The sequence below is a fragment of the Candidatus Protochlamydia sp. R18 genome (assembly GCF_000648255.1).
Classification (GTDB): Bacteria; Chlamydiota; Chlamydiia; order Chlamydiales; family Parachlamydiaceae; genus Protochlamydia; species Protochlamydia amoebophila.
In genome coordinates this window covers 35,653-49,423 of sequence record NZ_BASL01000639.1, presented here as the reverse complement: position 1 = coordinate 49,423, position 13,771 = coordinate 35,653, and the positions used below count along the sequence as shown (strand labels likewise).

The window sequence follows — 13,771 nt, the reverse complement described above, 5'->3', positions numbered from 1 at the left end:
TTTAGGTGATCGTTGATATTTTGTCTCTTTTCCCTGGGTATTTTAAAGGGCCTTTCGATGAAAGTATCCTTAAACGGGCCCAAGAAAAGGGACTATTAACGATTCGCTTAACTGATATACGGGATTTTGCTGATAATCGCTTTCATCGCGTAGACGATAGACCTTATGGAGGTGGGCCTGGAATGGTCATGATGCCGCAGCCAGTTACAATGGCCATTCAACATGTGAAAACTCCAGAAGCGAAAGTCATTTATTTGTCCCCCCAAGGGAGAACATTAAATGCAGTTAAATGTCGACAACTAGCCTTGGAAAAGCATCTTATTCTTTTATGTGGTCACTATGAAGGAATAGATCAGCGTGTTTTAGATGAAGAAGTAGACGAAGAAATTAGTATTGGAGATTACGTCTTGACTAACGGTTGTTTAGCAGCTATTGTTCTTCTAGATGCTTTTTCCCGCTTTATTCCAGGTGTATTAGGCCATCCTTCAGCAGCAGCAGAAGATTCTTTTGAAGGAGGGTTATTAGATTATCCTCACTACACAAGACCCGAAGTTTTTCAAGGGTGTTCTGTACCAAATGTTTTGTTAAGTGGGAATCATCAAGAAATTGCCAAGTGGCGTCATGAGCAAGCGCTAAAAAAGACGCAAGAGATAAGACCAGATTTGCTTGCTTAATTGAGTCAAAAACTTAAAAATGGTTTGCATAACATCGGTTGAAAAAATAAACCTTTTCAAACGAAGTAAAAGAGTGAAATTTAGGAGAAATTGATCATGAGTCGATCTGCTATCATAGAAAAATTGCAAAACGAACAAATGAAAAAGGATATTACTCCTTTCCGCATTGGCGATACAGTTCGTGTGCACATTCGCATTATTGAAGGCGATAAAGAAAGAACACAGGTTTTTGCTGGAACAGTCATTGCTCGCAAAGGACAAGGCCTTTCTGAAACATTTTCTGTTCACCGTGTTGCTTACGGCGAAGGAATGGAACGGGTGTTTATGTTACATAGCCCTCGTATTGCAAAAATTGAAGTTATTAAAGAAGGTGATGTTCGTCGTAGCAAACTTTATTATTTGCGCGGAACATCTGGTAAAGCCTCTAAAGTTAAGGCTCGGCTTGGAGCTCGTCGTTCAAGCAACGCTGTGACTAAACAAATCGTAAGTGCAGAATAACTATTCAGTGATTTACAAATATAATCAGAGAGTTGAATTTTGCTTCGGCAAAAGCATCTTTCTGATTTGAAAAAAATATTTTATCAATTCACTGCCTTTTACAATTGACTTCTTATGCCTGATTTAATTTCAACAGAAGAGTTAACCCGCTTAGAACACATGAGTGTGTATGAAAAGCGAGCTTTTTCGCAAGGGTATCAACTGATTGCAGGAATTGATGAAGCGGGAAGAGGGCCTTTAGCTGGTCCTGTCGTTGCCGCTGCTTGTATTCTCCCTAAAGGACTTCTGGTGCCTCAGATAAATGATAGTAAAAAATTATCTCCAAAGGTTAGAGAACGTCTATTTGAACGTTTAACAACCGATTCTGCAGTTCGATATGGAATAGGCATTATTGGTCAAGCGGAGATAGATCGAGTAAATATTTATCAAGCCACTATTCTAGCTATGTTAATGGCTATTCAACAGCTTCCTGTTACACCTGATTATGTATTAGTAGATGGAATGAATTTGCCCCATCCGGATTTACCCTGCCTCAAAATTATCAAAGGAGATCAACTCTCTCAATCGATTGCGGCGGCTTCAATCATTGCCAAAGAAACCAGAGATCGATTGATGTGTCAATATCATCGAGAATGGCCCGGCTATGGATTTAACCAACATAAAGGATATGCCACTGAGCTTCATTTAGAAGCTTTATTTAAACAAGGCCCCTGCCCCATCCATCGTCGTTCCTTTGATCCCATTAAATCCATGCTTGAAGTCGAAATAGCTGATGATTTTTAAGTTGCTATTTTATAGCTTACATTCAGTCGCTATTTTAAAAATTAATATGCAGGGAGCGTTATTTTTTCTTGTTAATATTACATAACTATTTAGTATTCAATGGTAAATGATTTAAAAAATTTAAAAACAAATAATAAAGGAAAAAAGGATTATGAAATTTTTAAAAACTATTTTATTAATTACCATTCTTGCAGTTGTGACAGCCCTACCTTTAACTGCACTATCTATGGGGCGATTGGGAGAGCCATTTGAAAGAGAGGGGAATACTTGGCAGAAAGTTTATTACGAAGATGAAAAAAGAAGCATTCAAGCAGACATTCCAGGTAGCCCAATAGCAGGATTTTCAAATGGATTATGCTATCTTTATAGTCAATATCAAAATGTTAATTATGAAGTACACTTGACTCCTTCTGAAAAATTCAAAGCACCAAAAAAAATAGATGAATTCATAGCGCTGTTTAAAAATATTCCTAACGCTACTATACATCCTTTGGTTTCCGATCAGCGAAAAGTTAGATATATGGTGCAGGTAGAACAATTTAACGAAACTAAAACCACCTGTTTAGCTGTCGCTCGTATTTATGCCACAGAGGACACTCTTTATTATGCCATTGTAGAAGGGAATAATTTTGATTTAGCCGACTCTTTCTTTAATTCAGTAAAAATTTTAAATTAAACTTATTTATTCGTTTATTCCTAAAATCCTTCAGGCATGTTTCTGAAGGATTTTATTTTTTGTGGAATTTTTATTGAGAACGATAGATTAAATTGAAGGGATAGATTATATATAAAACAATTCAAAAATAGGAATATACGTGATACTAACATTATTTTTGCATTTATTAATGGATAAACTAAAAATTAAGTTTGATTGAGAGAGATAATTTATGCTTAAAAGTATGACTGCCTTTGGGCGAGCCACATTTAATACGGAAATGGGGCATTTTACTGTTGAAATTCAATCCGTCAATCGGAAGTTTTTAGAAATTAATGTCTCTCTTCCTCCAGAATTAAGCTATTTTGATGTAGAAATAAAAAAATGGATACATCCTTTTATTACTAGAGGTCAGGTCTCTGTCAAAATTACTGCCTCATTTGAAGGAAAATCGCCTTTTATCATTGTCCCTAATTTAGCTTTGGCAAGGCAAATGAAAGCGGCTTGGGAAGAAATCGCTCGTGAGACAGGATTTGAGATGGATGAAATCAAACTTTCTCTTTTATCTAAAGCGGATGATATTCTTCTTTTTGAAGAAAATCGTTCAGAAGAAGATGCTTATCGGCGTATTTTAAGGCAGGTCCTGGATCAAGCCTTAACAAGTTTTATTCAAATGAAATCCCATGAAGGGGCTGTTTTACAAGGGGATATTTTAGCTAGGGCAGAAAAGATTCGGCGAGCAATCAAAATGATTGAAGAAAGAAGCCCTTTTGCAACTAAAAAATATCGCGAAAAGTTGCTAGCCCGTTTAGAAGAAATTTTGCCTGGTCAAATCGAAAATGAAGAACGCATTTTGAGAGAAATTGCTTTATTTGCTGAGAAAATTGACGTTATGGAGGAAATTGTTCGTTTTGACTGCCATCTCACAAGGTTTGAGGAGCGCGTTCAATCGGCTGATGCGAGTGTGGGAAAAACGCTGGAGTTTATTTTGCAAGAACTTGGACGTGAAGTTAATACCGTTGGGAGTAAGTCTTCTGACATAGAAATTGCTAAATTAGTCATTGATATCAAGAGTGAATTAGAAAGAATCCGTGAGCAAATTCAAAATGTCGAATAGTTTCAAGTTAATCTACTTATGCCTTAAGCTTTTAGATATAGCTTTTCGCTTAACGGATAAAGCTGCAAGGGAAATTTAAAATTGGAATACATTTTAATATTGTAAACTACCTTTTTTTAAAGGCTTCTTGTATTTTGGCTTGATCGTGTTAATAAGTTACTATTTCTTCAAAGGTAGAAATGATTACAGCAAATGCATATCCTCTATATTTGAATTCATCTTTTGTACTTTCGTTCCATCCCTTTGCCTGACTCTTAGTTAAAATAGAAAATTGTTTTTTCTATAGAAACAAGGGCTTTTATCACCCCAAATATCACACTTACTAAAGCGATAATTTGGTCGTTACAGGAAAACATCTTAATTCATTCACTTTTAAAGGGGCTGCTTGCTTGGCACAGAGGCAAGATTTATTAAAACTTGTTCTAATCCATCTACTCTTACCGAGACAACTGGCATAAATTGCATAATTTTCTCCTATGTTTAATTCTGATAATTGTACCTATATATTAAGAGTGGTTTGAATTTATTGAAAAATAATAAAATTTAATTTTAAAAAAATAACATCAAATTATTTTACAAAATTAATTCATAAATTTTAACGCGATTATAACTCATTGATAAGTCTTCTCTTACAAATTTTTCTCTCAAACTTAAAGTAACGATATACAGGAGGGGAATAGAACTAATTTTACAACGTTTCCAGCAAAAATTTGAATATCCTTGAAAGTGAATTTTCTGGTATAGAAATCGCTAAATTAGCCTTTATTATTAAACTTGCGAAGCAAAATAATCCATGGGCAAAGCATGGTTAGGTAAATTTTTTAATCTATTCTCTGATCGTAGATGTGCTAAAAAAATCCAAATTAGGTTTACTAACTATGTTGTTGGGTGGAAAAGACAAAAAAGGTTCTTTATTTGTTGTAAGCGCTCCAGCCGGAACGGGGAAAACAACTCTGGTAAATTTATTGGTTCACGAATTTTCAACGGTGATTGCAAGTATTTCTTACACGACAAGAGCTCCTCGTTTAGGCGAAGTCAACGGAAAAGATTATTACTTTATCACAGAATCTGAATTTGAAGCAAAAATAGCTGCCGCTGATTTCCTCGAATATGTTAAACTTTACGATACTTATTATGGTACGTCAAGAGAGTGGGTTGAAATTCAAAGGCAGCTAGGTTTGCATGTTATTTTAGTGATTGACACACAAGGGGCATTACAACTTCAAAAGCTGTGCGAGGCCACTTTTATCTTCATTCAACCACCTTCTTTGGATGAATTAAAAAATAGATTGATTAACCGCCAAACTGAATCGTTAGAGATGATAGAAAAGCGGCTGGCATGTGCAGAACGTGAATTGGAAGCTGCTCAGTATTATGATTATGAAATTATCAATGATGATCTCCAAGAAGCCTATCAGGTATTAAGAAGCATTCTAATTGCTGAATACCATCGTATATCTAAGAAGCTTTAAGAGTTAAAATAAAGGAATTAAATAATGGAAAAAAAAATTCGATTTACCAATGAAAGTTTGTCTAAAAATTTCACAAGTAATTTTGAGTTGGTTAATTATGCTATTCGACTTGCTGAAAATATGATTAAAAGTGGCCGTGACACAAGAGTCAAATCTGATATACAAAATAGAGCGATGTTAATCTTAGAAGAAATTTATGAAGGGAAAGACATTTTTGATGAAATCAAAGAAGTTAGTGGCAGATTGTCGCATAATAACGAAACTCATCCCCACGAATATATTCATGAAGAAAAAACAGAGCGTCGTAAGTATCGCACAGCTGGTGTTTCTTTTGACGATGAAATATAGGATGCGTACGACTTATGATGGAAGCAACAACAGGCTGGGTTTTATTTTTATCCTTGGTCATTGTTTTTACATTAGCTTTACTTGTTTTTTTATTCTGGTTCGGATGGTGGATGTCTGGCAAACAAATGGGTGTCAGTCCCTATACGGGACTGCCTCTTAGAAAAGCAACAGAGCTTTCTTATTTTGCCGCTGAAAAAACATTGCTTTTTCTCTATTATTTTAAACAATATGACAACCGCATTTTTAAATTAAGAAAAGCTGCGTTTTGTCGAGAAACAGGCCGTATCTTTACAGACTGTGTAACATGGTTAGATACTATTAAAATAGACTGGACGTTTATTCAAAAACGTTATCCAGGAATTTATGTTTCTTGGGGAAGCTTAAATAAAGAACAACAAAAAGCTGTTCGAGATGTACACGAATCATTAGAAGGGTTTCAAACAGATTTTTCTAGCCCAACTGCTGCTCCAAGAGCTATTGAACCTGAATATGTTTATTCAAAACCAGGCCCTTTATATGTAGATATTCAAACGAAAGTTTTACTCGGATGGAAAGTTGTTCCTGACACTGAATTAGAAGTTTTAATTGTTCAAAAACCTGTGCGATAAGATAATGACCCAAAAAATTTTGATTACTTCTGCTCTTCCCTATGCGAATGGACCTCTGCATTTTGGACATATTGCAGGGGCTTACCTCCCAGCTGACTGTTATGCACGTTTTCAAAGACTAATGAAAAAAGATGTTCTTTACATTTGTGGATCCGATGAATATGGCATTGCGATCACCTTAAGTGCTGATTTAGCTGGTAGAACACCTCAAGAACATGTTGATCTTTTTCATCACATTAATCAAAATTTTTTCGAGCAACTCCAAATTTCTTTTGATCATTATTCTCGTACGACATGGAAAGGACATGTAGAACCTACCCATCAGTTCTTTAATGACTTATTGCAGAATGGATATATTGAAGAACGCACGACCGACCAACTCTATTCTGAAAAAGATCAGAAATTTCTTGCAGATCGTTATGTCGTGGGAACGTGTCCTCGTTGTGGTTTTGAAAATGCAAGAGGGGATGAGTGTCCTCGTTGTGGTGCAAGCTATGAAGCTACAGAACTTAAAAACCCTCGTTCTAAACTCACAGATGCTTCCTTGATTTTGCGACCGACTAAACACTGGTTTTTACTCCTTGAAAAATTTAAAAAACCTTTAATGGAGTGGTTGGAAACTAAAAACTGGAAGCCAAATGTAATTAATTTTATTAGGGGATACATCGATCATCTCCATGCCAGAGCAATCACAAGAGATATGAAATGGGGAATTTCTGTTCCTCTTCCTGATTCAGAAGGAAAAGTTCTTTATGTCTGGTTTGATGCACCTATAGGCTATATTTCGGCGACTAAAGAGTGGGCTTTATTAAAAGGGGAAGAAAAGCTTTGGGAAAAATATTGGTTGGATCCAGAAACTAAGCTTGTCAATTTTATTGGAAAAGATAATATCCCTTTTCATGCCTCCATTTTCCCTGCTATGATCATGGGACAAAATCAGCCTTATAAACTAGTGGATGAACTGCCAGCCAATGAATTTTATAATTTAGAAGGGAAGCAATTTAGTAAATCAGATGGATGGTATATTGATTTAGAAGACTTTTTCAAGCATTATACCAGCGATCAGATTCGCTATGCTATTGCTTCCAACGCTCCTGAAACATCTGATAGTGAATTTACTTGGAAAGACTTTCAACTACGTTGCAACAGTGATTTGCTAGGGAAGTACGGAAATTTGGTTAATAGGGTTTTAGTGTTTATTCATAATCAGTGTCAGGGAAAAGTTCCAGAGTCTGGGGTTTTAGAAGAACAAGATCGAAAATTTTTAAAAAATATTCAAGATTTGGTTGATCAAGCAGCTGCCAATTATTCGACTTTTAAAGTTCGAAAAGCGAGCCAAATTATGATGGAGTTATCCCAATTAGGAAATGTTTATTTTGATAGTAAAAAGCCTTGGCAAGACGCTAAAAATGATTGTACAAAGGGCAGAATGCATACAACGCTGAATTGTTGTATGGAGTGTTTAAAGGCGCTTGCGCTGATTTCTTTTCCCATAATTCCCACGGCAGCTTCAAAAGTTTGGCAATTTCTTGGATTCCAAACATCGCTCGAACAAGAAGATTGGAATCGCGTTAAAATAGAAAAGATTCCGCTTAACCAAAAGATTTTAACTCCCGAAATCCTTTTTCAACGGGTTGAAAATGAGGCTGTCGAAAGAGAAATTCTTAAATTGCAACAGTTATCTCTTACAAAAGAAAAAAAATCTAAACCACAACCTACTCAGACATCTATTTCAGAAAATATTCTTCTTATTAAACCATTAGTAGATATTGAAGATTTTCGAAAATTAGATTTAAGAGTCGGCAAGATCATCCAGGCAAATCCTGTACCGAAAAGTAAAAAACTTTTTCAATTACTTGTAGACATTGGAATTGAGAAAAGAATAGTTGTAGCTGGAGTTGCTGAATTTTATAAAGTAGAAGATTTGATTGGGAAAAACGTTGTAGTTGTAGCGAATTTAAAGCCTGCTAATTTGATGGGAGTGGCTAGTCAAGGAATGCTACTTGCAGCTAAGGGAGAAGGGAATTTAAAACTTATTTCTATCGAGGATGTTGCTCCTGGAAGTCTTGTCAGTTAAATTTTGATATTGTGATTATCTAAGTCATTTTAGAGCATTTTTAGAAAAGGAAGTAGCGACTTTCTTTATAATTCATCACCTCTTATTTGATTAAAAAGATTCTGAAAATGATAAGTCGTCTTCAGCTAGAAAAAGTATAAGTGGAATGTAGGATGACTCCAAATAATTGAATAAAAAAAAGACTTAGAAAAGTTTATTTTCCTAAGTCTTTAACCTTAATCGAACTAATTAGATAGATTGACCATTTGCACGCATTTTACGAACAACAGCAAAGACTCCGAGACGATCAATAGTTCTTAAAGCAGCGGTAGAAAGCTTCAAAGTAATAAAGCGATTTTCTTCTGCGAACCAGATTCTTTTTTTAAAAAGATTCGGTTGAAAGCGACGTTTTGTTTTTCCTGTCACTTTAAGACCAATTCCTTTTTTCTTCTTTGCAATACCACGAATGGCATATTTATAGCCACGTGTAGGTTTTCTACCTGTAACTTGACATACTTTAGACATAATTTCTCCAATAGCGGTCGACGAATGAAAATAAGGAATATACCAAAAAAGTTCTTAATGGACAAGTTGAAAAATTAAAGAAATAAAAAAATTAAACAAAAACTAAAGGAATAAGACAAACATTCACATCAAAGAGAACTGTACCCTCTTGGATATTATGATTGAGTATAGTATCTTTTATTTGAAAAATTTTTAATGCAAAGGAAGCCATCCATCGCGAATTTTAAATCGTTTATAGATGTGGTTTTTACGAACACGGTTGATATGTTCTTCTAGCTTTTCATCCGGAAGCTCTTCACCTAAAAGCTCTTTCTTTAATTCTTCAATCTTTTCTTTCAAATGCTTAATACGTTGCCAATCGTTTTGTGTATAGCTGTTTATACTGATTTTAAATCGTTTTTCATCTTCCAAAGAAATGTCAAGTTTTACGTAAAGTTTAGGGTCTTTCTTTTTGATTTTATTTAGCTGTTTTTCAAAACTCGCAATCATTGTTTGAATAGATTGAGTGGAAATAGCCACTTTGTTTGGATCTTGAATCAATCCAGCAATCGCTGCAAGCTCAGAAAGATGATCAATATAAATCTTTTTGAGAGTATTTGACAGAATATTTTCAACTTTTACAAAGTCTATTTTCATAAATCCTCGAAGCTAAAAACTCTAATTATAATTATATAATTATTTTTATTAATCATCAATATAAGCTATAAAAATTAATCGAAAATAGAAGTTTAAGTTGTTAAATATCAAATGATTAGTTTTGACAAAACTAAGGCTGTATTAACAATATTAATACAGCCTTTTTAACAAATAATAAAGAGTCAATCCTTGATTACTCGTGAATTAAACCGCTATTTTTCGTATTAGTTAAGGGAGATTAGCGATTTTTTGCTTAAGAAGTTCATTAACAAGTGAAGGAGAAGCTTTACCTTTACAAAGCTTCATGACCTGGCCAACCAAGAAAGCAAAGGCTTTATCTCTTCCGGCACGATAATCGACAATGGATTGATTATTTTCGGCTAAAATTTGATCAACATATCGTTCGACTTCATATTGATCATTTAATGGCTGATAATCAGGATTTCCAGCAACTATCTCCGCAGGATCTTTGCCAGGTTGTGCTACCATCTCGTCAGCCACACTTTTTGCAATTTTCCCTGTAATAGTCCCTTTTTCAATCAAATTAATTAAAGAAGCGATATGAGATGGTGGGAGATTAATGGACTTCACATTTTGTCCACTCTCTTTGAGTCTGCCAGGAAATTCTACTAACAGCCAATTAGAAAGGCTTCTACTATTAGAACAAGTTTTAAGGGCTTCTTCAAAATAGTCGGCTAGAGCTTTATCGCTAGTTAATGCAAAAGCTTGATGAGCAGATAATCCCAGCTCTTTTGTATAGCGTCGCTCTCTTTGTAACGGAAGCTCGGGAAGACTTTGTCTAATTTCTTCGATATAGGAGTCTGTTAAGACGATGGGGACTAAATCGGGCTCGGGAAAATAACGGTAATCGTCAGCAGATTCTTTGCGACGCATTAAAACGGTTTCTTGTTTCTCAGGATCCCAACGATAAGTCGCTTGGGCGATGATTTGATCGTGGGGTTTTGTCGGATGGCTAAGATAAGCTTGAATTTGTCTATTAATTTCCGATTTAATTGCTAATTCCATGAAACTGAACGAATTCATATTTTTAATTTCGATTTTATTTCTTAAGCCTTGTTCTCTTTTTAATCGAACAGAAATATTTGTATCTATTCGTAGAGATCCTTCTTCCATGTTACAATCAGAAGCATCGATATATTGCAAAATAGCTTTAATAGCCATTGCATAGGCAACAGCTTCCTCGGGAGTATGGATGCAAGGTTCAGACACAATTTCTATTAAAGGAGATCCTGCTCGATTATAATCCACTCCTGCAAAAGTAGAAAAATGCTTAAGCATACCAGCATCATCTTCAAGATGAACACGGTTGACGGCAAATGATTTTTCCTTTCCATTTACTTCAGCAATGACTGTTCCCCCTTTAACAATTGGTTGATCATATTGGGTAATTTGAAAATTACGAGGACTGTCTGGATAAAAATAAGATTTACGATCAAATTTACTAAATTTGGCAACTTCGGCTTGAATTGCGCATCCAAATTGGACCGCTTTGCGAACAGCTTCTTTATTGAGAACAGGTAAAGAACCTGGCATTCCTGTACAGACTTCTGTAATATTTGTGTTAGGCTCGTCTCCAAAATGATTTGGGGCTACACTAAATAATTTAGATTTCGTATTTAATTCAACGTGGATCTCTAGTCCAATCACTGCTTCCCAGTCAGAATGAGAGGGATGTGAATATTTATGGCTCATGCAGATGTCTCCTCTTTAACTAATTCTGGAATAGCAGGATGAAAAGCTAGCGATTTTTCTAAGATATGGGCAGCATTTAAAACTTCTCTATCATGTTTTTGAGCCCCAATCAATTGGAGTCCCATCGGTTTTCCATCTTTGCTAAAACCATTGGGAATGCTCACAGCTGGTAGGCCTGCGAGATTGATACCAATTGTATAAATATCTTCTAAGTACATTTGTAATGGATCTTTAATCGCCCCTATTTCAAATGCGGCAAATGGAGAAACAGGAGAGGCGATTAAATCGCATTTAGCAAAAGCTTCTTTGTAACTTCTTAAAATCAACGTCCGGACTTTTTGCGCTTTTTTGTAATAAGCATCTTGATAGCCAGCCGAAAGAACATACGTTCCAAGTAAAATTCTTCTTTTTACTTCCGCGCCAAAACCTTCTTCTTTAGAAAAATCATAAACTTCTTCTAATGTTTTGGCTTTTGGAGACCGTTGTCCATAACGAATTCCATCAAATCTTGCTAAGTTCGTAGAAGCTTCAGCTGTGGCCAAAATATAATATACAGCTAAAGAATATTTTAAGATGCTCAAATCAATATCAACGATTTCAGCACCCAATTGTTTCATTAAATTGACAGATTGTTGAAAAATCTTTTTTGGTTCATCAGCTAAATTCTCTAAAAACTCCCAGGGAACTCCGATTTTCATGCCAGCGATGGAATCTTTAAACTGACTCAAGTAATCTTCGGGTCCTAAGGCAATACTTGTTGAATCTTTCGGGCAATGTCGCCCGATGACTTCCATTAATAAAGCGGTATCTGCTGTATTTGTAGCTAAAGGACCAATTTGATCGAGAGAGGAGCCATAGGCAACTAACCCAAAGCGGGACACTCTTCCGTAAGTTGGCTTAAAGCCAACAACTCCACAGAAAGATGCAGGAAGACGGACAGAACCTCCTGTATCACTCCCTAACGAAAGGGGGGATAAACGTCCAGCAACAGCAGCAGCAGATCCTCCAGATGATCCACCAGGCGTACATTTTAAATTCCAAGGATTACTAGTTTTTTGCAAAGCAGAATTTTCAGTGGAAGAACCCATAGCAAATTCATCCATATTTGTTTTTCCTATAATCACAGCCCCTTCTGCTAATAAATACTCAATCACGCTGGCTTGGTAAGGAGATTTGAAATTTGTCAAAAATTTAGAACCACAAGTGGATATTTCTCCTTTCACGAGAATATTGTCTTTTATTGCGATGGGAATTCCAGCTAATTTACCTAGAGGTTGATTAGCTAGCCTTTTTTGATCTAATTGTTTAGCTTGCATCATGGCTTGTTCTTCATAGACTGACAGAAAAGCTCCAATTTTTTGATCATATTTAGCAATGCGATTTAAATAATGCTGAGTAATAGCACTAGCAGAGACATCTCCTCGGATGAATTGGTCTCGAATTTCAATGGCAGAAAATTTATACATGAATCCTCGTAAAACGTTATGCTTGTTTAATCACAGGCGGAACGCGAATCATTCCTCCGATATGCGATGGTGAGTTTGCTAAGAAGACATCTCTTGCTAAAACAGGCCCAATTTCATCGTCTCGCATCACATTACACATTTCTTCCAATACATGATTACAAGGTAAAACGTGCTCTGTATCAATTTCTTGAAGCTGTTCAATATAGTTTAAGATATTTTTTAAATCTTTTAGAATAGCCTCTTGCTCAGCTTCTGTGCAATCAATTCTGCAAAGACGTGTTAAAGTGTGAATAGTTTCCTTATCTAATTCTGCCATGTGTCCCTCTGAAACGTAATAATAAGAATGTCGATTATTTTAATGAGGTAATATAAATTATGCAAGAGAGAGAGAGTCCAAGATGAAATCTGCTTAAAAAGTAAATATCAAACCTAAAAATTTTAGGAAAAAAAAGAGGGTTGAAAATCAATTTTTAAAGCGAGCCAATCGCATTGTGAAAAGTTTCTATTAAATTAAATTTTCCTTCTAATACTAGTAATTGTAATTCTTCCAACTTATTAATCAATATTTGAAGTGCAGTAACATTTATTGGATTGAGATTCAATGCTTTCATTTTTTCTTGAATGGATTTGTCGTAAAACATCTAAGATGGAAAAGCTTTGCTTTGAAACTTGGATTGTAAAGTTTTTGGAATTGATTTTTATAATTTTCTTTAAATTAAGACTTTAACTGTAAATTATGTTTAAAAAAACCTCGAGCGGAATCTTTCGTGTCATATGCTTGCCATATGAGGCTTTGCCCTAAAACTGGTTAAGAATTAAACCTGTCATAGTTAAATCCAAGCTTTCGTCAAACAAAATTTATGTGAATTGAGTTAAATAAACTCATGTTGGGTATATAATCAATCTAAATCCTGCTGATTAATTTGATCCGGTGAATGGTAAATACGGATGAAAAGAGTCAGTGATTTGATATAAATTTACGCTCTTTTTATTTATTTTTTATTAAAGTATTAAATATGTTTATTTTATTAATTAATATTTTTAAATTAAATAAATTTATTTATAGTTAAAATGGATTATAAATTATTGTTTTTTTTACTATTTTGAGTTTTATGATTTAATTGACACAAATTTGATTAAGATATTTTGACAAGTAATTTCTATATAAATTGTAGATTTTCTTTTTTTTATCGGATATACACAAAGGTAATAAAAATGTT

14 protein-coding genes are annotated in these 13,771 nt (G+C 34.9%); 9 read left to right on the top strand and 5 right to left on the bottom strand.

From position 1 onward, the window contains the following. Nucleotides 1-5: 5 nt before the first annotated feature. The 9 genes from trmD (at nucleotide 6) to metG (ending at nucleotide 8,232) form a co-directional block, all read left to right on the top strand. Nucleotides 6-674: a tRNA (guanosine(37)-N1)-methyltransferase TrmD gene (gene trmD, locus TY19_RS03205; protein WP_011175206.1), complete on the top strand. Its 669-nt coding sequence runs from the start codon at nucleotides 6-8 to the stop codon at nucleotides 672-674. 96 nt (nucleotides 675-770) lie between these two features. Continuing rightward, nucleotides 771-1,172 (top strand): 50S ribosomal protein L19, encoded by a 402-nt coding sequence (gene rplS / locus TY19_RS03200; RefSeq protein ID WP_039357365.1) that lies wholly within the window; start codon nucleotides 771-773, stop codon nucleotides 1,170-1,172. Nucleotides 1,173-1,286: 114 nt separating this feature from the next. After that, nucleotides 1,287-1,955 carry a ribonuclease HII gene (locus TY19_RS03195; RefSeq protein WP_042280110.1) on the top strand — a complete coding sequence of 223 codons (669 nt, stop codon included), beginning with the start codon at nucleotides 1,287-1,289 and terminating at the stop codon, nucleotides 1,953-1,955. Between the two features lie 151 nt (nucleotides 1,956-2,106). Next, nucleotides 2,107-2,631, top strand: a complete 525-nt coding sequence (locus TY19_RS03190) for a hypothetical protein (protein WP_042280108.1) — start codon at nucleotides 2,107-2,109, stop codon at nucleotides 2,629-2,631. Between the two features lie 211 nt (nucleotides 2,632-2,842). Further along, nucleotides 2,843-3,727, top strand: coding sequence for a YicC/YloC family endoribonuclease (locus tag TY19_RS03185; RefSeq protein ID WP_042280106.1), 885 nt, complete (start codon nucleotides 2,843-2,845; stop codon nucleotides 3,725-3,727). 878 nt (nucleotides 3,728-4,605) lie between these two features. Beyond that, a complete protein-coding gene (gene gmk / locus TY19_RS03180) occupies nucleotides 4,606-5,199 on the top strand; it encodes a guanylate kinase (RefSeq protein ID WP_042280104.1) in 594 nt (197 codons plus the stop codon). Nucleotides 5,200-5,223: 24 nt separating this feature from the next. After that, entirely contained in the window at nucleotides 5,224-5,547 is a 324-nt protein-coding gene (locus tag TY19_RS03175) for a DNA-directed RNA polymerase subunit omega (RefSeq protein WP_042280102.1), read from the top strand. Nucleotides 5,548-5,561: 14 nt separating this feature from the next. Further along, the gene (locus tag TY19_RS03170) at nucleotides 5,562-6,155 is read left to right on the top strand and encodes a hypothetical protein (RefSeq protein ID WP_042280100.1); all 594 of its coding nucleotides are present in this window, start codon (nucleotides 5,562-5,564) and stop codon (nucleotides 6,153-6,155) included. Between the two features lie 4 nt (nucleotides 6,156-6,159). Then, on the top strand, nucleotides 6,160-8,232 hold the full coding sequence (metG, locus tag TY19_RS03165) for a methionine--tRNA ligase (protein ID WP_042280098.1): 2,073 nt from the start codon (nucleotides 6,160-6,162) through the stop codon (nucleotides 8,230-8,232). A 228-nt stretch (nucleotides 8,233-8,460) separates the two neighbouring features. Here metG and rpmB read toward each other — a convergent pair whose 3' ends face one another. The 5 genes from rpmB to gatC all read right to left on the bottom strand — a co-directional run bounded on the left by rpmB (nucleotide 8,461) and on the right by gatC (nucleotide 12,867). Continuing rightward, the gene (gene rpmB / locus TY19_RS03160) at nucleotides 8,461-8,736 is read right to left on the bottom strand and encodes a 50S ribosomal protein L28 (protein ID WP_039357406.1); all 276 of its coding nucleotides are present in this window, start codon (nucleotides 8,734-8,736) and stop codon (nucleotides 8,461-8,463) included. Between the two features lie 192 nt (nucleotides 8,737-8,928). Continuing rightward, nucleotides 8,929-9,372 carry a hypothetical protein gene (locus TY19_RS03155; protein WP_042280096.1) on the bottom strand — a complete coding sequence of 148 codons (444 nt, stop codon included), beginning with the start codon at nucleotides 9,370-9,372 and terminating at the stop codon, nucleotides 8,929-8,931. A gap of 228 nt (nucleotides 9,373-9,600) precedes the next feature. Then, the gene (gene gatB, locus TY19_RS03150) at nucleotides 9,601-11,085 is read right to left on the bottom strand and encodes an Asp-tRNA(Asn)/Glu-tRNA(Gln) amidotransferase subunit GatB (RefSeq protein WP_042280094.1); all 1,485 of its coding nucleotides are present in this window, start codon (nucleotides 11,083-11,085) and stop codon (nucleotides 9,601-9,603) included. After that, on the bottom strand, nucleotides 11,082-12,551 hold the full coding sequence (gatA, locus tag TY19_RS03145) for an Asp-tRNA(Asn)/Glu-tRNA(Gln) amidotransferase subunit GatA (RefSeq protein WP_011175220.1): 1,470 nt from the start codon (nucleotides 12,549-12,551) through the stop codon (nucleotides 11,082-11,084). Before gatA ends, gatB begins: the two co-directional genes overlap by 4 nt. Before the next feature lie 16 nt (nucleotides 12,552-12,567). Continuing rightward, on the bottom strand, nucleotides 12,568-12,867 hold the full coding sequence (gatC, locus tag TY19_RS03140) for an Asp-tRNA(Asn)/Glu-tRNA(Gln) amidotransferase subunit GatC (RefSeq protein ID WP_011175221.1): 300 nt from the start codon (nucleotides 12,865-12,867) through the stop codon (nucleotides 12,568-12,570). Between the last annotated feature and the right edge of the window lie 904 nt (nucleotides 12,868-13,771).

Excerpts from the sequence above, each read along its gene's own strand:
- gatA (WP_011175220.1), bottom strand. The coding sequence starts at position 12,551 with ATGTATAAATTTTCTGCCATTGAAATTCGAGACCAATTCATCCGAGGA.
- TY19_RS03170 (WP_042280100.1), top strand. The coding sequence starts at position 5,562 with ATGATGGAAGCAACAACAGGCTGGGTTTTATTTTTATCCTTGGTCATT.
- gmk (WP_042280104.1), top strand. The coding sequence starts at position 4,606 with ATGTTGTTGGGTGGAAAAGACAAAAAAGGTTCTTTATTTGTTGTAAGC.
- TY19_RS03190 (WP_042280108.1), top strand. The coding sequence starts at position 2,107 with ATGAAATTTTTAAAAACTATTTTATTAATTACCATTCTTGCAGTTGTG.
- TY19_RS03195 (WP_042280110.1), top strand. The coding sequence starts at position 1,287 with ATGCCTGATTTAATTTCAACAGAAGAGTTAACCCGCTTAGAACACATG.
- TY19_RS03175 (WP_042280102.1), top strand. The coding sequence starts at position 5,224 with ATGGAAAAAAAAATTCGATTTACCAATGAAAGTTTGTCTAAAAATTTC.
- rplS (WP_039357365.1), top strand. The coding sequence starts at position 771 with ATGAGTCGATCTGCTATCATAGAAAAATTGCAAAACGAACAAATGAAA.
- rpmB (WP_039357406.1), bottom strand. The coding sequence starts at position 8,736 with ATGTCTAAAGTATGTCAAGTTACAGGTAGAAAACCTACACGTGGCTAT.
- gatB (WP_042280094.1), bottom strand. The coding sequence starts at position 11,085 with ATGAGCCATAAATATTCACATCCCTCTCATTCTGACTGGGAAGCAGTG.
- TY19_RS03185 (WP_042280106.1), top strand. The coding sequence starts at position 2,843 with ATGCTTAAAAGTATGACTGCCTTTGGGCGAGCCACATTTAATACGGAA.
- metG (WP_042280098.1), top strand. The coding sequence starts at position 6,160 with ATGACCCAAAAAATTTTGATTACTTCTGCTCTTCCCTATGCGAATGGA.
- TY19_RS03155 (WP_042280096.1), bottom strand. The coding sequence starts at position 9,372 with ATGAAAATAGACTTTGTAAAAGTTGAAAATATTCTGTCAAATACTCTC.
- gatC (WP_011175221.1), bottom strand. The coding sequence starts at position 12,867 with ATGGCAGAATTAGATAAGGAAACTATTCACACTTTAACACGTCTTTGC.